Source organism: Streptomyces sp. 4N124, from assembly GCF_052245395.1.
Lineage (GTDB): Bacteria > Actinomycetota > Actinomycetes > Streptomycetales > Streptomycetaceae > Streptomyces.
Genome location: NZ_JBQQBS010000011.1, coordinates 73,691 through 94,143 on the forward strand (window position 1 = coordinate 73,691; position 20,453 = coordinate 94,143).

A 20,453-nucleotide genomic window follows, 5' to 3' on the forward strand; every position below is an offset into this window, starting at 1 on the left:
CGGCGGCTGACCCTCTCCTGTACGTCCTGAACAGTGAAGGCCCTCATGCACCCTTCGGTCCATCTGCTCGCGGATGCACCCGCTCAGCTGCTGCCCGCCCGGGAACTCATGGCCTTCACTCTGGCCTCCCACATCATCCTGGTCCCCCTGGGGGTGGCGCTTCCTCTCATCACCTTGGTCATGCACTACCTCGGGCTGCGCCGCAACGACGCCACCGCCCTCCTGCTGGCGAGGCGCTGGTCGGCTGTCATGGCGGTCCAGTTCGCGGTCGGTGTGGTCACCGGCACGGTGCTCTCCTTCGAGTTCGGCCTGCTCTGGCCGGGTCTGATGGGCAGGTGGGGTGATGTCTTCGGCATCGGGTTCGGTGTCGAGGCATGGGCGTTCTTCCTCGAAGCCGTGCTCATCGCCATCTACCTGTACGGATGGCGCCGGTTGAAGCCCCGTACGCACTTCCTGATCGGGCTGCCGCTGCCGATCACCGCCCTGCTCGGGGCGTTCGGCATCCTGGCCGCCAACTCCTGGATGAACACGCCCCAGGGCTTCTCCCTGAACGCCGACGGCGATCCGGTCGACGTGGACGTGTGGAAGGCCATCTTCACGCCGATGTTCGGGCCGCAGTACTGGCACTTCGTTGTGGCGATGCTGCTGACGGCCGGGTACATCGTGGCCGGGGTCTACGCCGTCGGCTGGCTGCGCGGCCGCCGGGACCGCTACCACCGGCTCGGCTTCGCCGTACCGTTCACCCTCGCCGCGGTCGCCACGCCCGTCCAGTTCGTCCTGGGTGACGCGATCGCCCGGTCGGTGTTCCACAAGCAGCCGGTGAAGTTCGCCGCGATGGAGATCGTCTGGAAGACCGACACGCGGGTACCGGAGTACATCTTCGGCCGCCTGCACCCGGACGGATCCGTCTCGGGCGGCATCAAGATCCCGCTGCTCGACTCCTTCCTGGCCGGCTTCAGCCCGAACACCAAGGTGGTCGGGCTGACCTCCGTTCCGGCCGACGAACGGCCGACGGCCACGCAGGCGACCATCGCCCACTGGGCCTTCGACATCATGGTCGGCGTCGGGTCCGCCCTGGTGCTGCTGGCTCTGTGGTACGGCTTGGTCTGGCTGCGGCACCGCAGGCTCCCGGCCTCCAGGTGGTTCTACCGCAGCGCGGCGTGCGCGGGCGTCGCCTCCGTGGTGGCGGTCGAAAGCGGCTGGATCGCCACCGAGGTGGGGCGCCAGCCCTGGATCGTGTACCAGAACATGAAGGTCGCGGAGGCGGTGACCTCGACCCGTTCCACCACCCTGTGGATCATGCTCGGAGTGGTGATCGTGGTGTACCTGTTCATCTTCGGCTCGCTTCTCGGCGTCCTGCTCAAGATGCGCACCCGCTGGCGGCTCGCCGACGAACAGCAGGCGTCCTGGCACCCGGCCCATGCGCCGGAGGCGGACGGCCCCTACGGGCCGCGGGTACCTGTTCCCGGCGGCGACGCCACCACCAGAAGTGGAAGCGCCCCGTCCGAGGACGGCCGACCGTGACCGCCGACCTGGTCGCAGTGGTGCTGCTGCTCGCCGTCGCCGCGTACGCCAGCGCCGGCGGAACGGACTATGGGGCCGGATTCTGGGACCTCACCGCCGGGGGCGCGGACCGCGGCAAGCGCCCGCGGTGGCTCATCGACCATGCCATGGCGCCCGTGTGGGAGGTCAACAACGTCTGGTTGATCTTCGTGTTCATCATCTTGTGGACCGGCTTCCCCTCGTTCTTCCAGACCGTGTTCTCCGCGCTGTGGCTGCCCCTGGCCCTGGCGGCCGTGGGCCTGGTCCTGCGCGGTGCCGGTTTCGCCTTCCGCAAGTCCAGCCGCCGGCTGGTCGGCCGACGCCTCTACGGCGCCGTATTCGCCGTGTCCTCGCTCGTGACACCGTTCTTTCTCGGCACCGCCGTCGGCGCGGTCGCCTCCGGCCGGGTGGCCGCCGGCACCGAGGCAACGGCGGACGCGTGGTCCAGCCCCACCTCGCTCATGATCGGTCTGCTGGCCATCGCTACGACGGCCTTCCTCGGCGCGGTCTTTCTCTTCGGGGATGCCCGCCGGTTCGAAGCCTTCGATCTGATCGGCTACTTCCGGCGGCGCGCGCTGGCCAGTCTCGTCGTGCTGGCCGTCCTCGCGGTGATCACCCTGTTCGTCCTCGCCGACGACGCCCCGCACGTCTCGCACGGGCTCACCCACGGAGTCGGGCTGCTGTTCGCCGTCATCGCCGGCGTGGCCGCGCTCGCCACGGCCTGGCTGATGCTGCGGACACCGGGCAACTGGGTCCGCGTCACCGCCGTCGGGGCCGTCGCCTCCGGTGTCATCGCCTGGGGCATGGCCCAGCGTCCCTACCTCATCCCCACCTCGCTGACCGTGGCCGACGGAGCGGGCGCGTCGGGCACGCTGACCTGGCTCGTGGTGGTCAGCCTGGTGGCCCTGGTCTTCATCGTGCCGGCGGTCGTCCTGCTGTACTGGCTGGACACCCACGGCGAACTGGAAGCACTCACCGACGCCGACCTGCGCAAGGAAAGCGGTCCGGACGGCGACGGCACGGCAGGCACCGTCTGATGCCCCGGCTCACGGTCTCATCCGATCGGGCGGCGTTCCGCGAGGAGGCGCCGTGACCGACGACCAGATCCTCCTCGGACTCGCGCTGACCGTGGTGCTCGCCACCGGCTCACAGATTCTGGCGAGCAAGCTGCGCGTACCCGCCCTGATCCTGCTGCTGCCCGCCGGATTCGCCGCCGGTGCCCTCACCGATGTCGTCCACCCCGACAAGCTGATGGGGGCGAACTTCTCCGCCCTGGTGTCCCTGGCCGTGGCGGTGATCCTCTACGACGCCGGTCTGGGCCTCAATCTGCGCAACCTGACCGGTCGGACGCGGTGGATCGTGGGCAGACTGCTGCTGTACGGGGTCCTGGTGACGTTTCTGGTCACCGCCGCGGTGTCACCCGCCATGTTCGACATGCCGCTGCGGGTGGCCGCGATGCTCGGTGTGATCCTCGTCGTCTCGGGGCCGACAGTCGTAGGCCCGCTGCTCGACTACGTACGGCCGAACGACAAGGTCCGACGCATCCTGATCTGGGAAGGAACGCTGACCGACCCGATCGGCGGCATTCTCGGCGCTCTCACCTTCCACGCCATCGCGTCGGCCCACCAGGTCGACATCGGCCGGGGCTACCAGCTGGGCCAGTTCGGTATCAGTCTTGCCGTCGGCCTGATCGGCGGAGCCGTGGGCGCGATGCTGCTGTGGTGGACGCTGCGCGTCCTGCGCCTCGGCGAGACGCTGGGCACGCTTGCGCAACTCGCCACGGTGATCGCCGTGTCGGCCGGCTGCGACATCGTCCGGGACGACACGGGACTCATCGCCGCGATCGTCACAGGACTGGCCGTCACCAACACCCGCGGCTTCGACATGCCCGCTCGCCGGCCCTTCTTCGAGACCCTGGTCCAGCTGATCATCGGCCTGCTGTTCGTCTCCATCTCGACCACCGTCACCCCGTCCTCCCTGGTCCCCGTACTGCTCCCGTCCCTCGCTCTGGTCGCGATCCTCGTACTGGTGGTGCGTCCCCTTGTGGCCTTCGCCGCAACGGCACGTTCGGGCCTGACCCCAGGAGAACGGGCTTTCATCGGGTGGATGGACCCGCGCGGCATCGTCGCCGCCGCCACGGCGTCGGCCTTCTCCGCCGGCCTCGTCGACGAAGGGGTGAACGGCGCCTCCAGGATCCTTCCGGTCACCTTCCTGGTGATCGTGGGAACCGTCCTGCTGTACGCGCTGACCGCGGTCCCGGTGGCCCGACGACTGGCCGTCGTCAAACCGTCGGGCACACGCATCCTCCTGGTGGGCGGCGAGCCCTGGGTGGTCGACCTGGGGCGGTGCCTGCGATCCGCCGGACTCGACGTGCTGATGTGGGCAGGGCTCGACGCGGAGCGGCAAAGGATCAAGGATGCGGGGATCCAGCTGGCCAGGGGCGATCTGCTGGCCACGGCCACCAACCCCGGGGCACGGCTGGAAGGGGTGACCACCGTGATCCTCGCCACCGACGACGACGACTTCAACGCCCTCGCCTCGGTCGTGATGCAGGACAACGTCGAGGGCCCTGTCTACCGGGTCGGCCCTCCGCACGAAAGCCACGGCGTAGTCGCCCCCTACACCGGCGGTGCCATCCTCTTCGGCAGTTCACTCGTCCGGCACGCCCTGGCAGCGCGCTACGAGGCGGGAGCCCGCTTCCTGGTCCAGCCCGCCTCCGCCCCGGTGCCCGCAGGCCACGACGTACTCTTCGTGGTGCGGGCCAACCGCCGGCTCGAACCGGTGACCGGCAAGGAGCCGATCACGCCGCAGGAAGGCGACAGCGTCGTACTGCTCGGCGCCGCCCTTCCCCGGCAGTGAGCCTCACCGGCTGCCCCCGGGCTACCTCGCGCCCTCACCTGCCCGGTTGAGCGTCGCGTCCAGGGTGATGGCCGCATCGATCAGCGCGAGGTGGGTGAAAGCCTGCGGGAAGTTGCCGAGCTGCCGCCCTGTCAGGTCGATCTCCTCGGAGTACAGACCCAGGTGGTTGGCGTACGTGAGCATCTGCTCCAGTACGAGCCGTGCCTGATCGGTCCGCCCGGCCCGCGCCAGGGCATCGACGTACATGAACGTGCACAGGGAGAAGGTCCCTTCGGAGCCGCTCAGTCCGTCGGGCGACGCCTCCGGGTTGTAGCGGTAGACCAGGCTGTCGCTGACCAGCTCGCGGTCCATGGCGTCGAGCGTGGAGCTCCACATCGGGTCGTCCGGAGTGATGAAGCCGACCGTCGGCATCCGCAGCAGCGAAGAGTCCAGGACATCGCTGCCGTAGTGCTGCACGAAAGCCTCGTGCTTCGGATCCCATCCCTGTGTCAGTACCTGTTCGTAGATGCGGTCACGTTCGGTCGCCCAGCGCCCGCGGGCTGCCGGACGGCCGCTCGCGGAGGAAAGCCGCAGGGCGCGGTCGAAGGCGACCCAGGACATCACCCGGCCGTAGGTGAAGTCCTTGCGTCCTCCGCGGGTCTCCCACAGTCCCTCGCCGGGCTGGTCCCAGTGGTCGACCAGCCAGTCGAGGAGTGTGTGCAGTGCGGTCCAGCCCTTGGTGTCGAGCTGGATTCCGTGCTGGTGCGCGAAGTAGATGCTGTCCAGCGCCTCGCCGTAGATGTCCATCTGCATCTGGTCCGCGGCCCCGTTGCCGATGCGGACGGGAGCGGAGCCCTCGTACCCCGCCCAGCGCTCCAAGGTCTCCTCCACCAGGTCGGAAGAGCCGTCGACCCGGTACATGATGTTCAGCGGTCCCGTATCGGAGTTCCCCCCGGCCTCTTCCCTCACGCGATCGCGCAGCCAGCTGATGAACGCCGTCGCCTCTTCCTTGAACCCCAGGCCCAGCAGGGCGTAGATCGAGAAGGAGGCATCCCGGATCCAGGTGAACCGGTAGTCCCAGTTGCGCTCGCCGCCCAACTGCTCCGGCAGGCCCGCCGTTGGGGCTGCGACCAGGGCCCCGCTCGGCGCATAGGTCATGAGTTTCAGCGTCACGGCCGAGCGTTCCACCGCCTCGCGCCACCGGCCCGAGTAACGGGACTGGGCTAGCCATGACCGCCAGAAGCGGATCGTCTCCTCGTGGAGCTGCTGGAACTCCGCGACACGGATTTCATGGGGCGGCCCGTCCGGCGACGACTCCAGGACGACGCCGCGCTGCTGTCCGGCCCGCAGGGGCAGGGTGAAGTGAAGATCCCGGTCACCCGACAGCAGGTTCAGCAACCGCTCGTCCTCCGGCTCGCGGACGGCGTGCACGGCCAGTTCCAGTCCCTCAGAGGCGAACACCGCGCCGTGCTCCGTGATGTGCAGTTCGTGCGGTGCGCGGCCGTAGTCGAACCGGGGTGCGATGTCTCCTTCGAACGTCATATGGCCACGCACACAGCGCAGCATGCGGACGAGGCGATGGCGGTCGGTTGCGGCGGCGCCGGTCACCGGCATGAAGTCGACCACTTCGCCCGTGCCGGACTCCGTCATGAAGCGCGTGACGAGGATTGCCGTGTCGGGAAAGTACAACTGCTTCGTCGCGTAGGTCGTGTCGGCGGGCCGGACAGTGAAGTGCCCACCCTTTTCCCAGTCCAGCAGAGCGCCGAACACGCTGGGTGAATCAAATCGCGGACAGCAGAACCAGTCGATGGTGCCGTCAGTGGTCACCAAGGCCGCTGTCTGCAGATCGCCGATCAAGCCATGGTTTTCGATCAACGGGTAAGCATTCATCAAAAGCCTGCTTTCACCCAAGGGGCGCCGACCGAGCGGCGAAAACGCTGCACGAGAATCCTCAGCGGTGGTTCACCCATCCAGCGTACGCAAGAAGGTCCCGTCGGTCCTGCTGAACGAAGTCAGCAGCCGAACTGCTGGTGCCGTGTCGCTGCACGCTTCCGATCAGTGCCATACGGTGGCCGTACCTGCAACGAAGGCCCTCCCGGCCGAGGGAAAGGGTACGGGCATGCGCAGAATGATGTCCTGGGCCTCTGTATTCCGAATGCGGCAGTACACAAAAGCCAGCTTGTGGATCGCGCCACTGTTCGGAATGGTGCTGGGCGTCGTCCTCGCCGAATTGGCCATTGCCGCCGACGGGGCGGACTGGCCGCCGAGCGGCTGGCGTTACTCCGCGACCACCGCGAGCGGCGTGCTCAGTTCCATCGTCGGGGCGATGGTGGCACTGCTCGGATTCGTCGTGACGATCGGTGTGCTCGTCATCCAACAGGCGACCGGAGGACTGTCCCCGCGGTATATGCGCCTCTGGTACAGAGACCGACTGCAGAAAACCGTCCTTGCCACGTTCACCGGGACGTTCGCGTTCGCTTTCTCCCTGCTGCGCAGCATCGAGTCGGACTCGGTACCGGACCTCGGAGTCACCCTCGCCGGAGCGGCTGTGGCTGTCAGCCTCCTGCTGCTGCTCGTCTATCTCAATCGTTTCACGCACAACCTCAGGCCGGTGGCCATCGCCGACCTCGTCGGGCGCATGGGAGAAGGTGTCTTCGCCCGCGGGGCCATGACACTCCACGCGTCCGCGCGGCACGACGGTGAGGCCGTGACGGCCCGCGGACCGGTGACGCTCATCCGCTCTGCAGACGGCGGGGCCATCCAGGCATTCAACGTGGCCGGCTTGGTGACCGCGGGGGTGCGCCACGACTGCACGTTCGTCGTGCCCCACCTCATCGGAGACTACGTCCCTCCCGGCGCCGTACTCGTCGAGGTCCACGGCGGTACGTCCGCGCCCGACCCCCAGCAGGTGACCGGTCTCATCGCCCTGGGCGCCGAACGCACCATCGAGCAGGACCCCGCCTTCGCCCTGCGGGTTCTGGTGGACATCGCCATCCGTGCCCTCTCCCCGGCGGTCAACGACCCCACGACAGCCGTTCAGGTGCTCAATCACATCGAGTCGTTCCTCACCGTGGCCGGCAGCGCGCAACTGCGGGGCCGCTACGTGATGGCGGACGACCGTGGCCGGCCTCGTCTCGTCCTGCACGGACGTGACTGGGAGGACTACCTGCAGCTCGCCGTCTCCGAGATCCGCGACTACGGGGCAACCTCCATGCAGGTCTGCCGACGACTGCGCGCCCTGCTCGACGGCCTTCGCGAAAGCCTTCCGTCAGCGCAACATCCAGCTGTGGAAGCTCAGTTGGAGCTTCTGCGCCAGTCGGTGGAGCGGGCGTTCGCGGATCCGGCCCATCGAGCCGTCGCGGAGTGCGCCGACCGTCAGGGTATCGGAGGCCGGTCGCGGCCCTACCAGTAGAGGACCGCACCGTCCCCCGGCGTTCCCAGGTCACGCTCGCCCGGGAGCCCGCCGGGCACGGCAGTGCCGCCACGCGGGTGTGGCCTGCTTGACCACCCGGACCTCCGCCTGCAAAGTCGGGATTCGGCACCGCAGCACCGCCTCACTCTGCCGGCCAATCCGCCCGTTCCCAGATGGCACGCGGCCCTGACATCCAGGAGCGGCTGATCCGATGGTCCTCGACCTGGTTGTGATCGGTACGGCCGTCACCCTGGGGCCTTTGCACAACAGCGCCTTCATCCTGCTGCTCTCCTCGCGGCACGGCGTTCGCCAGGGCCTGGCGTTCCTGTTGTCGTGGCTGGCCAACCTGATTGCGGTCATCGCCTGCGTGATGCTGCTGACCGGCGGTCAGCCCCCGGCCCGTCACAGCGCGCCCTCGACTGCCGCGGTCTGTGCGAAACTCGCCGTCGGCCTGGCACTGGTGTTGTACGGCGCGCACCGGTACCGCCGACCGCCCCGTCCGCATGGCCCGCCACGCTGGACCGCCCGGATCGACAACGCCTCCCCGGCTGCGGCAGCCGGCCTGGCATGGCTGCTGCAGCCCTGGGCACTGGTCGGTGCCGGTGCCGCGACCGCCGTCGACGCCAAGCTCTCCACCCTCGCCGATTGGCTCGCACTGACCGGCTACTGTCTGCTGGCCACACTCAGCCTGATCCTCATGGAGATGTACGTGGTCTGGGCGCCTGCGGTCGCGAACGCCCGGTTGAACGCCCTGCGGAGCTGGCTCACGCAGCACCAGGAGCAGCTGATCGTCACACTCGCCCTGCTCCTCGGCCTGTGGCTGACGGCCCGGAGCATCGCGGAGCTGGTCGCCTGAGTACCTTCACAGTGCGTCAGTAGCCGGTGCCGTGCTTGATCTGGGTCCGTTCGTTCTCGTGGGCCGCACCCTTGTCGTCCAACGTGCGACACGCGTCGGCAATGTCCTGGCTCAAGCGATCGACCTGCTCGCGGCTCAGCGTCTCCTTGACCAGGGCGCGCAGGATCTTCACCCGCTCCGCGTCGGGCGGGAGCGTGTATGCCGGCACCATCCATCCCCGCTCGGCCGACAGCTGCCAGGCGATGTCGGACTCGTCGTAGGCGTGCTTGCCGGCGAGACGGAAAGCGACCAGCGGCAGCTGCTCGAGGTCACTCCCGATCACTTCGAAGCGTTCGCTGCTCCGCAGCTGGTCTGCCAGAGCGCGGGCGTTCTCCTGCATCATCTTCATGACGTAGGTGTAGCCCTGGCGACCGAGCCGCACGAAGTTGTAGTACTGCGCGAGCACCATCGACGCACCTGTGGAGAAGTTCAGTGTGAACGTCGCGTCGGTCTTGCCCAAGTAGTTCTCGTAGAACACGAGGTCCTTGGCCAGGTCGGACTCCTCGCGGAAGACCAGCCAACCGATGCCGGGGTAGACCAGGCCGTACTTGTGACCCGAGACGTTGATCGAACGGACCTGCTCGAGCCGGAAGTCCCATTTCGAGTCCGGGTAGAGGAAGGGCCACACGAATGCGCCGCTGGCGCCGTCGACATGGATCGGGATGTCGAGGTCCCGCTCTTTACGGACGTCCCGCAGGAGCTTGTCGATCCCGACGACATCGTCCTTGTGCCCGGTGAACGTGGTGCCGAGGACGGCGACGACGCCGATCGTGTTCTCGTCGAGGCGGGGCTCCACGTCCTCCGGGCCGATCGTGTACCTACCCTCGGCAAGCGGCACGATCCGCGGCTCGACGTCGAAGTAGCGGCAGAACTTTTCCCACACGACGTGGACGTCTCCCCCAAAAACCAGATTGGGCCGGTCGATCGACAGGCCGGCCGCCTGGCGGCGCTCGCGCCATTTCCACTTCAGCGACAGCGCGCCGAGCATGATCGCCTCGGATGAACCCTGAGTCCGGCATCCCGTCGTCCTGCCCGGCGCGTGAAAAAGGTCGGCGAGCATGCGCACGCAACGCTGCTCGATCTCGGCGGAAATGGGGTACTCCGCGTGGTCGATGAAATTGCGGTGGAGGTTCTCGGCGATCAGCCGTTGCGCCTCCGGCTCCATCCAAGTGGTGACAAACGTAGCGAGGTTGCGCTGTGGGTCGCCCTCCATCGCGAGATCCACATCCACGAGTCTCATTGCGTCCGTCGCGGCCATGCCTTCCTCGGGGAAGGTCTCCGAGGGAGCGGGCACCGTCAGGAATCGGTTACCGAAAAGAGCCCCATCGTCACGTTTAGTCATACGGTGATTCAAACAGCTCCAGAGCCTGGCGCGAGCGAGAGACACACCGAGACAGGACTGCACGCCGCCCTCAGCGCTGTAGCCCAGCCGGATGACAAGCCGGGCCGAAAGGCGGTGGCGGTGCGCGCCGGTGCGTCCCGTCATCGGGGCCGGGTGCTTTCGTCGGTGCCGGGCATGCCACCACCTCCGCGCCCGCCCTGCTGGGCCGGTCGACGCTCGACCTTTCCGCATATGCGTCGCTCGATCCCCGCGGCACGTCCGTCGGTATGGAGGACAGCGGGCGTCGCCGTCGAATCACCGAAGGAGAGATCGTCGTGGCAGGAAGTGTCAGCGAGAACCGCGGAACGGTGTACGCGCAGCTTCTCAGGGGTCAGAAGGCGCTGGTGACCGGCGCCAACTCGGGGATCGGCAAGGCGACTGCCATTGCCCTGGGCCGGGCCGGAGCAGACGTCGTGGTGAATTACGTGGTCGGGGCGGACGAGGCCGAGAAGGTCGTGGCGGAGATCGAGGGCTTCGGAGTCCGCGCCTACGCCCACGAGGCCGATGTGTCCGACGAGGACCAAGTGGTCGCCATGGTCGCGCGGATGGTGAAGGAGTTCGGCACCATCGACATCATGGTGGCCAACGCCGGCCTTCAAAGGGACTCGGCCGTGACGGAGATGACGCTCAAACAGTGGCAGAAGGTCATCGACGTCAACCTGACCGGCCAGTTCCTCTGTGCACGGGAGGCCGCCAAGGAGTTCGTGCGGCGCGGTGTCGTCCCGGAGGTTTCCCGGGCGGCCGGGAAGATCATCTGCATGAGCTCGGTCCATCAGATCGTCCCTTGGTCGGGCCACGTCAACTACGCCTCTTCCAAGGGTGGCGTGGGCATGCTGATGCAGACGCTTGCCCAGGAGCTGGCTCCTCAGGGGATCAGGGTCAACGCGGTTGCGCCCGGCGCCATCCGCACGCCGATCAACCGCGATGCCTGGTCGACCCCTGAGGCCGAGTCGGAGCTCCTGAAGCTGATCCCGTACCGCCGCGTGGGCGACCCGGACGACATCGCCAACGCCGTCGTCGCCGTGGCATCCGACCTGCTCGACTACGTCGTGGGCAGCACGCTCTTCGTCGACGGTGGAATGACGCTGTTTCCCGGCTTCGCCACGGGAGGCTGAGCACCGGTGGAGGAGCATGTCACACCCCGCCGGGTGGTGATCCTCGGCGGGGGGTTCGCCGGGCTGTTCGCCGCCCGGGCCCTGCGGCAGTCACCGGTTGCGGTGACCGTGGTCGACCGTCGCGCCCACCACCTCTTCCAGCCGCTGCTCTACCAGTGCGCCGCCGGAATCCTGTCGGAGGGCCAGATCGCGCAACCGCTGCGCGCGGTCCTACGACGCCACCACCGCGTGAGCTGCCTGCTCGCCGAGGCCACCGATGTGGATGCCGGCGCCCGCCTGGTGCACGCCAGGCGACCCGACGGCGAAGCCCTCACCCTGCCCTACGACGATCTCATCGTCGCGGTCGGCATGCGCCAGTCCTACTTCGGGCACGATGAGTTCGCCGCGCACGCACCCGGCATGAAGACCCTGAACGACGCGCTGGACATCCGTCGCCGGGTCTACCAGGCGTTCGAGATGGCCGAAACGGCCGCTGACGCCGAGGAACAGCAGCAGTGGCTCACCTTCGCCCTGGTGGGCGGTGGGCCGACTGGTGTCGAACTCGCCGGACAGATCCGGGAGATCGCCAGCCGCACCCTCGACCGGGAGTTCCACAAGATCGCACCGGCCCGGGCGCGGGTGCTGCTGTTCGAAGGGTCCGACGAAGTGCTGGGTGCCTTCGGTCGCCCTCTCGCCGGCCGTGCGGCCAGGACCCTGCGGAACCTCGGGGTCGAGCTCCACCTGGGCACGAAGGTCACCGATGTCGATGCGTACGGCCTGGCAGTGGAGGACAAGGACGGCGCCACGACCCGGTTCGAGGCACGCACCGTGTTGTGGACGGCTGGCGTCGAGGCGCCGCCCATCGCCGCCGCGCTGGCCCGGGCAACCGGCGCCACCCAGGACCGGGCCGGACGCATCGCCGTCGAACCCGACCTCACCATCCCCGGCCATCCGGAGATTCGTGTGACGGGCGACGTCATGAGCCTGAACCGGCTACCGGGGCTGGCCGAGGTCGCGATGCAGACGGGCGCATACGCGGGCCGTGCCGTGCGCCACGCCCTGGAGGGCAGGACGAAGCAGCCGAAACCCTTCAAGTACTGGGATCTGGGAAGCGCCGCCTACATCTGCCGCGGCCGGGCCGTCGTCAAGGCCGGTCCGCTGCATCTGTCGGGCTGGACCGGCTGGCTGGCCTGGCTCTTCATCCACCTGGCATTCCTCACCGGATTCCGCAGCAGGCTGGGGGCGGTGCTCAGCTGGTCCGTCGTCTTCGCCTCCGGCTCACGACGCGAGCGCGCCTTCACCGTGTCCGGTGCCAACCTGGCTGTCGGCGGCGACCGTGGATCCGAGGCATCCTCGCCTCCATCCTGAGCCGGCCCGGGTGGGGCAGACCGTCGAGGCGCACGTGCTCAGCACAACGGTCCTGCTGGCGAACGCTCCGCCGCAACAACCCCGTCGCCCACCTGCCCGTGGCTGGTATTGCTCTACCGGCTCGACGCACAGGGTGCGCGTCGGTCAGGCGAGGAGTCTGCGCTTCTGCTCCTCGAACTCGGCCTCGGTGATGACGCCTTGTGACTTGAGCTCGCCGAGCTGTTTGAGTTGGTCGAGCATGCTGCCCATGTCGTCGGCCGGCGCCGCGGACTGCTGCGGCTGTGCGGAGTAGACGGGCTGCGACTGGGGTTCCTGATAGCCCTGCTGGGCGGCCCACCGGCCCTGTTGACGGCGCGTCACGCGGTTGGACACGGCGGTCGCCGTTCCCGCGACGGCGGCAGTGCGGGCGATTCCGCGGAGAAGACCTGGCATGGCGATCCTTTCCCGCTCGGAATCGGTGAATGACTCACCGAATCGGAGCACACTACGCCTCTATTGCACCATTGCTCGGATTCCACTGCATCTCGGCGGGATCCGATTCGACGTAATTCCCGCCGATCTGCCGGACGCTGTGACTCGTGGCACGCTGGAAGCGTGTGCGTCGCCGGCGATTCCGTCCGGCGACGAGACCCAGCCAACAGGAGCTTGAAATGGCCACGCACAGTGCAGGAATGCGGCAAACCGACACAGGTCGGGGAATGGCTGTAACCGGCTGGACGGCATTCGCCGGGGTCATGATGGTCTTCGGCGGCATCATGGCGATATTCCAGGGGATAGCCGCAATAGCGGACGACGATCTGTTGGTCACGACCCGCAATTACACCTTCCAGTGGAGCCTCACCGGCTGGGGCTGGATGCATCTCATCATCGGCATCGTGGTGACGCTGGCGGGCTTCGCCCTGTTCAGCGGGAAGCTGTGGGCCCGCATGGTCGGCGTCGCCGTGGCAGGGCTGTCGATGCTCGCCAATTTCGCGTGGCTCCCCTGGTACCCGTTCTGGGCCATCACGCTGATCGTCATTGACGGCTTCGTCATCTGGGCCCTGTGCGCCCGCACGGGCACCGACGCCTAGTCCGACGGACCGACGGGGGACGTGGACTCGGCCGCTTCGAGTGAGGCGAGGACGTCCTGTACGGGGAGCCGACCGGAGGCGACCAACTGGGCTCCGCCACGCCGCAGCGCGGCGGCGAAGGGCGCGGCCCACACGTTCTCGTAGATCAGCAGGCCGGCGGAGTTGCCGGGCTCCACGGCGGCAGCGGCCTCCTCGAGGTCGTCCTGACCCAGCAGACCGGAGTGGGCCCCCTCGAAGACGGCGAGGTCGAGTTCGCCGTCACCGGTGAGATCGGCGATCTCCAGGGCGGTCACCGAGCCGTCCTCTTCCTTCCTGATGAACACCAGGTCGAGGATCCGGATGAGGCCGCGGTCCACCAGATCGACCAGCAGCGGGAAGCCCTCGCCTGTCATTCGGTTGCCGGGGAATTCCACCACCACGTAGTCGATGGGTCCCATCTCGTCGATCTTCTCGCTCACGGCGGTCACCTCTGGCTCGTGGGCCCCTGAACGCCATTGCATCACCGGACACCGGTCGTCGCACCCGGACGCAGCTCGCCCCGCCGGCCCTGCCGCCTCGCTCGACGACCCTCGCCGGGACCTCCTCGGCCCGGATCCTGGCCGCGCGATCGGAGAAGGCGAAGTCGACCGGCGCCGGTCAGCACGTCGCATTCGATGGAGTCGCCGTCGGGGTTGCGTACGAGGTCGCTCGCCCGGTCCGTGAGATCCGGCGGGGACACCGCCCGGACGTGCTGCATGTCCATCGCAACCTCCGAGACCTTGGTCGCCCGTCCATCGGCGCGGCGGCATCGAATTGCCGCAAATCGGGACGACCCATGTCGAGCGGCTCCGCGCGCGAGCTCCCGGGCCCTGCCGGATGGTGGGAGCATGCCGACCTCCCCACAGCTCAGCGAGGCGGACTTCCGGTCGCTGTACCGGCGGCTGCGGAGCACGGCCCCCGGTGCGGCCTCGCCCCGGGGTGCCCTGGACACCCTCACCTCCGAGCGGGTGCTGGCCGCCGTACGCGAGGTGCGTTCGGGCCGTACGATCTCGCTGGCCGCTCCGGTGAACACCCTTGCCGGGCCCGACGATCCGGAGCCTGCCGAGCATCGGCTCACCGCTCCGCCGGGCGGCGTTCCGGGACCGGGCGGGGGCCTGGACTTCGCCAGGGACCGCTTCGCCATGGACGTCCACAGCGATGTCAACAGCCACATCGACGCCCTGTGCCACGTCATCCACAACGGCACTCTGCACGGCGGCGTCCCGGCCGCCGACGCCCTGTCGCCCGACGGGGCGAGCACCCTGTCACTCGACTTGGTCCGGGACGGCATCGTGGGACGCGGTGTGCTGCTGGACATCCCGGGACTCAACGGCCTGCCCTGGCTCGAACCCGGTTCCCACGTCACCGCGGAGGACCTCGCCGCTGCCGAGGCCCGGCAGGGTGTCCGAGCCGGCCCCGGCGACATCCTGCTCGTACGAGTCGGACACCGGCGCCGCCGCGAGGAGCGGGGGCCGTGGGACACCGCCGGCGCACGGGCCGGGCTGCATCCGACGGCCCTGGAGTTCCTTGCCGAGCGGGAAGTGGCGGTGCTCGGCAGCGACGGCAACAACGACACGGCGCCCAGCACCACACAGGGCGTGGCCTTCCCGGTGCACGTACTCGCCGTGCATGCCATGGGGCTGCACCTTCTGGACTACCTGCGATTCGAGGACCTCGCACCGGTCTGCGTGCGAGAGGGGCGCTGGTCGTTCCTGTGTGTGATCGCGCCGCTGCGGCTGCCTTCCGCGACCGGCTCCCCGGTGAATCCGCTCGCAGTGCTGTGAGATCCCGGCCCGGCGAAGTCGGGCCGGGCACGGTTCGCTTCGGCAGCGACCCCGCAAGCTCCGCGCTCGTCGTCAACTGCCGGGCGACGACTCTCGACGACGCGCTCGACCGGCCGGCGACTCGCTGAACGCGGGGATCCGGGGGCCCTGCGGCAACAGTTCGGTCAGGACGAAGGACGCGACCGCCGCCAGCACCACGACCGGGACCGTGTCCACGTTGCCCAGCAGGAGGACGACCAGCACCACGCTGCAGACGGGCAGCCGCAGGGCCGCGGTGGCCGACGCCGCCATCCCGGCCGCCATGGCCGGCACCAGGCCGAAGCCGGGCAGCGGCGCCAGCAGGGCGCCGATCGCCCCGCCGAAGAACAGCGCGGGGAAGACGGGCCCGCCTCGCAGACTTCCCAGGCAGAGCGTGTACGCGACACCTTTGAACACCAGCACCGCGATGAGCGCGCCCACCGACCAGGCATGCGGATCCGAGGCCAGCTGGCCCAGGGTGGCCTGCCCGGACAGGGCGACCTCGGCAGGCGAACGGCCGGTGGCGACCGTGTAGAGCGCGATGCAGCCGGCCGCCCCGAGCGCGCAGAGGGTGGTGTTGCGCACCGTCCGTGACGACACGAAGCCGGCCGTGAACCGCCCGCCTACGAAGGCCCAGTGGATGAAGAGAGCGATGGCCGGTGCCATCAGCAGCCCCCACAGGACATCCCCGGCGTCGAGCGGCGGCGCCTTGGGCAGACCGATGTTCAGACTCATGGTCTGCAGGCCGGTCCAGCGGCCGAAACCGGTGAACACCAACGCCCCGATTCCGCTGGACAGCATGGCGGGCAGCATGACCGCGAAGAGCTGCGGCCCGCCCACTCCGGCCACTTCCATCAGGAGCACCGCGCCCACCACCGGGTTCCCGAAGAGGGCCGAGATCGCCGCCGCGGAGCCGGCCGCGCCGAGCAGTGCCGTGCCCGCCTCGGTCCGGGGTGCCCGTACGAGACCCGCGAAGAGCAGAGCGAGGCCGGTACCCAGAGCCATCAGGGGCCCCTCGGGGCCCAGCGCGGCACCGAGCGGCAGGCTGAACAGAGCGGCGAGGAGGACACCCGGCAGCGACTTCCTCGTGATGCCGCCCGCGTGCAGGCCGCCCGCCGGGATGTGACCGCCCAGCCCCGGGAGCCGCGTGACGATCAGGCCGACGGCCACACCGGCCACCAGCAGCAGCGGGAACCCCCACCACCAGGGAGCCTGCTTCCAGCCCAGATCCCTGGGCCAGTCCGTCCAGACCAGCTGTTCCAGCTCGTGCATCGCCACGAGGAACCAGAACGCGATGAGCGACACCGGAACACCGATGAGCCCGCAGAACACCAGCGCCTTGCGGTATTCGGGTCGGCGCAGCATGTTCTGCAGCTGGTCGGCCTCCTGGGGCTGATTCCCCGGCGCGGACCCGGCCGCATCTGTTTTCGTGCCGGCGATGGGGCCCTCCCGAGGTCGCGACACAACAGGTGATTCAACCCATAACGTAAGGAGGCTATCCAATCCGTCACTCATCGCCGAAAGCCACACCGCCGGGGTCAGTGGAGAATCTTCCCCTCGCGCACCTGGACGGCCCCAGCCTGTGGCCGAGCGGAGCCGCATGAGGACTTCCCCGACCGGCAGACTGGCTGGCCATGCGCCGTCCGGGCCCCCTGGATATGGTGGACAACAAGGTAAAGCGCCAAAACGCATCGCCGATGAGTTCCCGGTCGACGATGGAACGGATGGCAACCATGACCGCATCGACCATTGCCTCACACAACGCCCACCCCGCCCGGCTCGGTGCCCCGGGGCCGGACGCGAAGACGGCAAGTGGGGCGGCTGAGCGCGCTGTTACCCGCAACGCAGTCAGTCTCGACGTGTTCGGCGCTCGTGTTGAACTGCCCCCTGCCGAGCAGCTCGCCTTTCTCGCCGGCGTTGGCGTACTGGCCGCCGTAGAGATCATCGAATGGCCAGTGGCGCTGGTCCTGGCGGTCGGACACCAGCTCGCCCACAGCCATCATGGCCGGATGCTGCGCGAGTTCGGTGAAGCGCTGGAAGAAGCCTGAAGCCGCCCCCACGTGGCCGCCGCCGAAGACGCGGACAGCAGTGCCGCCGGCGGGCACGAACCTTCCCGGTACAGCGCGAGGTCCTCTGTCTGCACCCGAGAGGTTGGAATCAGAGCCAATCCCGCCGCTTGAAGATGAAGTGCAAAGTGGTGCAAACCGTGGCTATCAGGGCGATTGACAGGGGGTATCCAAATACCCAGTGCAACTCCGGCATGTGCTCGAAGTTCATGCCGTAGACCGTCCCGACCAGCGTCGGAGCGAACAGGATCGCCGCCCACGACGAGATCTTCTTGAAGTCGTCCACTGGAAGGCCCTGACCTGCGACGATGCCGCTGAACCTGTCGCTGACCCGGGCTGATCCATCTTTCTGGATCTTTCAGATTCTTGTCGGGCTACGCAGCCGCTTCTCCCCACGCGCTCCCCAGCGCCGCCCGTACTCCCCAGATTCTCCCCAGAAAACCTCCCCGCCAGTGGTCGATGGGCATGGCGGGAAGGCTCCTCGACGACTTTCCATGGTCACGCAGAGTCAGGGCAGCAGATGCAGGGCCAGGACCGAGCCATCCTGATGTATCGAGACGGGGCCGTTCCACTCGTCGTCCCAGGGGTCCGAAGGCCACTTGGGACGTAGAGCGTGGACGTCGCTGCGGTATTGCTCCAGGCGGCCGTGAGGTAGGCCGACGCCGGTCAGACCTGGGTGTGGAGGGGGCCCGAGTTGTAGGTGATCGCCTCGGTGAGGGCCTGGGGCAGGTCGAAGGGGTGGCCGGTGGTCTCGGCGTAGGCGCGCGGTGCAGGTTGAGGACGATGCGTTCCGCGTCGGGCAGGCCGGGGCCACGTGCGTACGTCGGGGCCGGAGCGTGGGTCACGAGGGGGCGATCATGCCGGCCGAGAGGTCGATGTCCGCGCCGCAGAGTCCGGGCATGGCGAGCATCGCCACCAGGGCCTTCCCCACTTCGTCCTCCTCCACCAGTCTGCCCAGGGCCGCCCGGGACGCGAACGCCCGCTCGGCCTCTTCCGGTGTGCTGCCCGTCAGTTCGGCCTCCAGCCGGAAGTTGCGGTCCATGCGCGGGCCGCGCACCGGGCCGGGGGAGAGGGAGTTGACGGCGACACCGTGGGGTCCGACCTCAGCGGCGAGGGTGCGGGTCAGGCCCAGCAGGGCCATCTTGGAGGCCGTGTAGGGGGTGCGGTTGGGGAGGGGGCGTTTGCCGCTGACCGAGGCGATGTTGACGATGTCACCGCGGCCGACCCCGATCATCGAGGGAAGGAAGGCCCGGCACATCAGGTAGACGCCGCGTACGTTCGCGGAGAAAACCCCGTCCCACTCGTCGGGTTCGACCTCGGTGAGAGGTTTCACCGGGCCCGCGACGCCCGCGTTGTTGACCAGGACGGAGATGTCCTCGTCGGCGAGCGTGTCCGTGAGTGCCGTGACCGACGCCGGGTCCGACACGTCGCACACCGCGGTGCGGGCCGTGCCACCCTCCATGGCCACACGGCGAGCCGCCCCGGAGAGGGCCTGCTCGTTGCGGCCGACGAGGATCACCCGGGCCCCGGCCTGTGCGAGCGCGAGGGAGAAGGCCCGCCCGAGCGGGCCCCCTCCACCGGTGACCAGTGCCGTACGGTCCCGCAGGGGCAGGGTGGTCATGCCCGCACCGCCCAGGGCAGTTCGTCTCCCGCGGCCTTGGCGGCCCGCACGTCGCCGGACCGGGCGTGTCCCTCGAACAGCTCGATCCGGGCGGCCCGGCCGCAGAGCCGGCCCAGCAGGGCCTGCGACCCGGTGTCCGTGACCTCCTGGTAGGTCACCGTCTTGAGGTACTTGCCGACCCACAGACCGCCGGTGTAGCGGGCGGCGCCGCGCGTGGGCAGCACGTGGTTGGTGCCGATGACCTTGTCGCCGAAGGACACGCAGGTGCCCTCGCCGAGGAACAGCGCACCGTACTGGGTCATTCGCTCCAGTGCCTCGCGCGGGTCGGCGGTGAGCACCTCCACATGCTCGTAGGCGAACTCGTCGGCCAGCGTGTACAGCTCGTCCACGGAGTCCACCACGATCACCTGGCCGTGGTCCCGCCACGCCGGCTCCGCGAAGTCCTTCGTCGGCATGCCGGGCAGCAGCCGCTCCACCTCGGCGATGGTCCGCTCGCCCACCTCGCGGGAGGTGGTGATCAGCACGGCGGGGGAGTCGGGGCCGTGCTCGGCCTGGGAGAGCAGGTCGACGGCGCAGACGAACGGGTCGGCGTCACCGTCGGCCAGCACCAGGATCTCGGTGGGGCCGGCGAACAGGTCGATGCCGATCTCGCCGAACAACTGCCGCTTGGCCTCGGCGACGTACGCGTTGCCCGGCCCGGCGATCAGGTCCACCGGTCGCATGGTGTCGGTACCGGCGGCCATCGCGGCGACGGCCTGGACACCGCCGAGCAGCCAGATCTCGTCGGCGCCCGCCAGGTGCGCGGCGGCGACGGTCGCGGCGGGGACCTCGCCGCGGATCGGCGGGGTGCAGGCGACGACCCGGGGCACGCCCGCGACCTTCGCCGTGACGATGGTCATGTGGGCGGAGGCGGTCAGCGGGTAGCGGCCGCCGGGGATGTAGGCGCCCGCGGCCTGGACGGGGATGTGCTTCTGACCGAGCTTCACGCCGGGCAGGGTCTCCACCTCGAACTCGCCAAGGGAGTCGAGTTGGTGGCGGGCGAACGTGCGCACCTGCTCCTGCACGAAGCGGATGTCCTCGATGACCTGGGCGGGCACCGAGGAGACGATCTCCTCGATCTGCTCCGGTGACAGCCGGAAGGACTCCGGGCTCCATCCGTCGAACTTCTCGGAGTACTCGCGCACGGCCGTGTCGCCGCGTTCGCGGATGTCCGCGATGACGTCGGTGACCGTGGCGCGCACGGCGTTCAGGTCGACGGCGACCTGTTCCTTGGAAACGGCGGTCTTCAGGAATGTCTTCGCCACGGTGGCGCCTTTCTCGGATGTTTCGGGTGCGTTCGACCAGAG

Annotated in this window: 17 protein-coding genes and 1 pseudogene; 10 read left to right on the forward strand and 8 right to left on the reverse strand. The window is 68.7% G+C overall.

Annotated features, from left to right (window positions below; translation table 11 throughout):
• The first annotated feature begins 45 nt into the window (after positions 1–45).
• Genes ACTWQO_RS13995 through ACTWQO_RS14005 form a run of 3 tightly spaced genes read left to right on the forward strand, consistent with a single transcriptional unit; the run spans position 46 to position 4,401 of the window.
• Positions 46–1,524 carry a cytochrome ubiquinol oxidase subunit I gene (locus ACTWQO_RS13995; RefSeq protein ID WP_443237612.1) on the forward strand — a complete coding sequence of 493 codons (1,479 nt, stop codon included), beginning with the start codon at positions 46–48 and terminating at the stop codon, positions 1,522–1,524.
• On the forward strand, positions 1,521–2,579 hold the full coding sequence (locus tag ACTWQO_RS14000) for a cytochrome d ubiquinol oxidase subunit II (protein ID WP_443237613.1): 1,059 nt from the start codon (positions 1,521–1,523) through the stop codon (positions 2,577–2,579). The genes ACTWQO_RS13995 and ACTWQO_RS14000 overlap by 4 nt, the downstream gene beginning before the upstream one ends.
• Before the next feature lie 52 nt (positions 2,580–2,631).
• Positions 2,632–4,401, forward strand: a complete 1,770-nt coding sequence (locus ACTWQO_RS14005; protein WP_443237614.1) for a cation:proton antiporter — start codon at positions 2,632–2,634, stop codon at positions 4,399–4,401.
• Positions 4,402–4,422: 21 nt separating this feature from the next.
• Here ACTWQO_RS14005 and ACTWQO_RS14010 read toward each other — a convergent pair whose 3' ends face one another.
• Positions 4,423–6,270 (reverse strand): glycoside hydrolase family 15 protein, encoded by a 1,848-nt coding sequence (locus tag ACTWQO_RS14010; RefSeq protein ID WP_443237615.1) that lies wholly within the window; start codon positions 6,268–6,270, stop codon positions 4,423–4,425.
• Positions 6,271–6,559: 289 nt separating this feature from the next.
• Between ACTWQO_RS14010 and ACTWQO_RS14015 the strand changes: the two genes are divergently transcribed.
• Both ACTWQO_RS14015 and ACTWQO_RS14020 read left to right on the forward strand, forming a co-directional pair.
• On the forward strand, positions 6,560–7,792 hold the full coding sequence (locus ACTWQO_RS14015; RefSeq protein WP_443237616.1) for a DUF2254 domain-containing protein: 1,233 nt from the start codon (positions 6,560–6,562) through the stop codon (positions 7,790–7,792).
• A gap of 211 nt (positions 7,793–8,003) precedes the next feature.
• On the forward strand, positions 8,004–8,648 hold the full coding sequence (locus tag ACTWQO_RS14020) for a GAP family protein (protein WP_443237617.1): 645 nt from the start codon (positions 8,004–8,006) through the stop codon (positions 8,646–8,648).
• A 16-nt stretch (positions 8,649–8,664) separates the two neighbouring features.
• Here ACTWQO_RS14020 and ACTWQO_RS14025 read toward each other — a convergent pair whose 3' ends face one another.
• Positions 8,665–10,173, reverse strand: coding sequence for a glutamate decarboxylase (locus ACTWQO_RS14025; protein ID WP_443237618.1), 1,509 nt, complete (start codon positions 10,171–10,173; stop codon positions 8,665–8,667).
• 170 nt (positions 10,174–10,343) lie between these two features.
• Between ACTWQO_RS14025 and ACTWQO_RS14030 the strand changes: the two genes are divergently transcribed.
• Positions 10,344–11,183, forward strand: coding sequence for an SDR family oxidoreductase (locus ACTWQO_RS14030; protein ID WP_443237619.1), 840 nt, complete (start codon positions 10,344–10,346; stop codon positions 11,181–11,183).
• Positions 11,184–11,189: 6 nt separating this feature from the next.
• On the forward strand, positions 11,190–12,530 hold the full coding sequence (locus ACTWQO_RS14035) for an NAD(P)/FAD-dependent oxidoreductase (RefSeq protein WP_443237620.1): 1,341 nt from the start codon (positions 11,190–11,192) through the stop codon (positions 12,528–12,530).
• 144 nt (positions 12,531–12,674) lie between these two features.
• Here the strand turns inward: ACTWQO_RS14035 and ACTWQO_RS14040 are convergent, their stop codons facing one another.
• Positions 12,675–12,962, reverse strand: a complete 288-nt coding sequence (locus ACTWQO_RS14040; RefSeq protein ID WP_443237621.1) for an SHOCT domain-containing protein — start codon at positions 12,960–12,962, stop codon at positions 12,675–12,677.
• A 218-nt stretch (positions 12,963–13,180) separates the two neighbouring features.
• Here ACTWQO_RS14040 and ACTWQO_RS14045 point away from each other — a divergent pair, with 218 nt between their 5' ends.
• Entirely contained in the window at positions 13,181–13,600 is a 420-nt protein-coding gene (locus ACTWQO_RS14045) for a DUF7144 family membrane protein (RefSeq protein WP_443237622.1), read from the forward strand.
• Here the strand turns inward: ACTWQO_RS14045 and ACTWQO_RS14050 are convergent.
• Complete coding sequence (locus ACTWQO_RS14050) at positions 13,597–14,037, reverse strand: DUF6325 family protein (RefSeq protein ID WP_443237740.1); 441 nt, start codon at positions 14,035–14,037, stop codon at positions 13,597–13,599. The genes ACTWQO_RS14045 and ACTWQO_RS14050 overlap by 4 nt on opposite strands.
• Before the next feature lie 429 nt (positions 14,038–14,466).
• On the opposite strand from ACTWQO_RS14050, the gene ACTWQO_RS14055 reads away from it, so the two are divergent.
• Positions 14,467–15,402: a cyclase family protein gene (locus ACTWQO_RS14055; protein WP_443237623.1), complete on the forward strand. Its 936-nt coding sequence runs from the start codon at positions 14,467–14,469 to the stop codon at positions 15,400–15,402.
• A 72-nt stretch (positions 15,403–15,474) separates the two neighbouring features.
• On the opposite strand, the gene ACTWQO_RS14060 is transcribed toward ACTWQO_RS14055, so the two are convergent.
• A complete protein-coding gene (locus ACTWQO_RS14060; RefSeq protein ID WP_443237741.1) occupies positions 15,475–16,785 on the reverse strand; it encodes a chloride channel protein in 1,311 nt (436 codons plus the stop codon).
• Positions 16,786–17,054: 269 nt separating this feature from the next.
• Here ACTWQO_RS14060 and ACTWQO_RS14065 point away from each other — a divergent pair, with 269 nt between their 5' ends.
• Positions 17,055–17,468 (forward strand): hypothetical protein, encoded by a 414-nt coding sequence (locus tag ACTWQO_RS14065; protein WP_443237624.1) that lies wholly within the window; start codon positions 17,055–17,057, stop codon positions 17,466–17,468.
• A 109-nt stretch (positions 17,469–17,577) separates the two neighbouring features.
• On the opposite strand, the pseudogene ACTWQO_RS14070 reads toward ACTWQO_RS14065, so the two are convergent.
• The 3 genes and pseudogenes from ACTWQO_RS14070 to hisD all read right to left on the reverse strand — a co-directional run.
• Positions 17,578–17,769 (reverse strand): annotated as a pseudogene (locus ACTWQO_RS14070) (CorA family divalent cation transporter); the annotation flags it as partial.
• Positions 17,770–18,327: 558 nt separating this feature from the next.
• Positions 18,328–19,107, reverse strand: coding sequence for an SDR family NAD(P)-dependent oxidoreductase (locus tag ACTWQO_RS14075; RefSeq protein WP_443237625.1), 780 nt, complete (start codon positions 19,105–19,107; stop codon positions 18,328–18,330).
• Positions 19,104–20,411 (reverse strand): histidinol dehydrogenase, encoded by a 1,308-nt coding sequence (gene hisD / locus ACTWQO_RS14080; protein ID WP_443237626.1) that lies wholly within the window; start codon positions 20,409–20,411, stop codon positions 19,104–19,106. The genes ACTWQO_RS14075 and hisD overlap by 4 nt, the downstream gene beginning before the upstream one ends.
• Between the last annotated feature and the right edge of the window lie 42 nt (positions 20,412–20,453).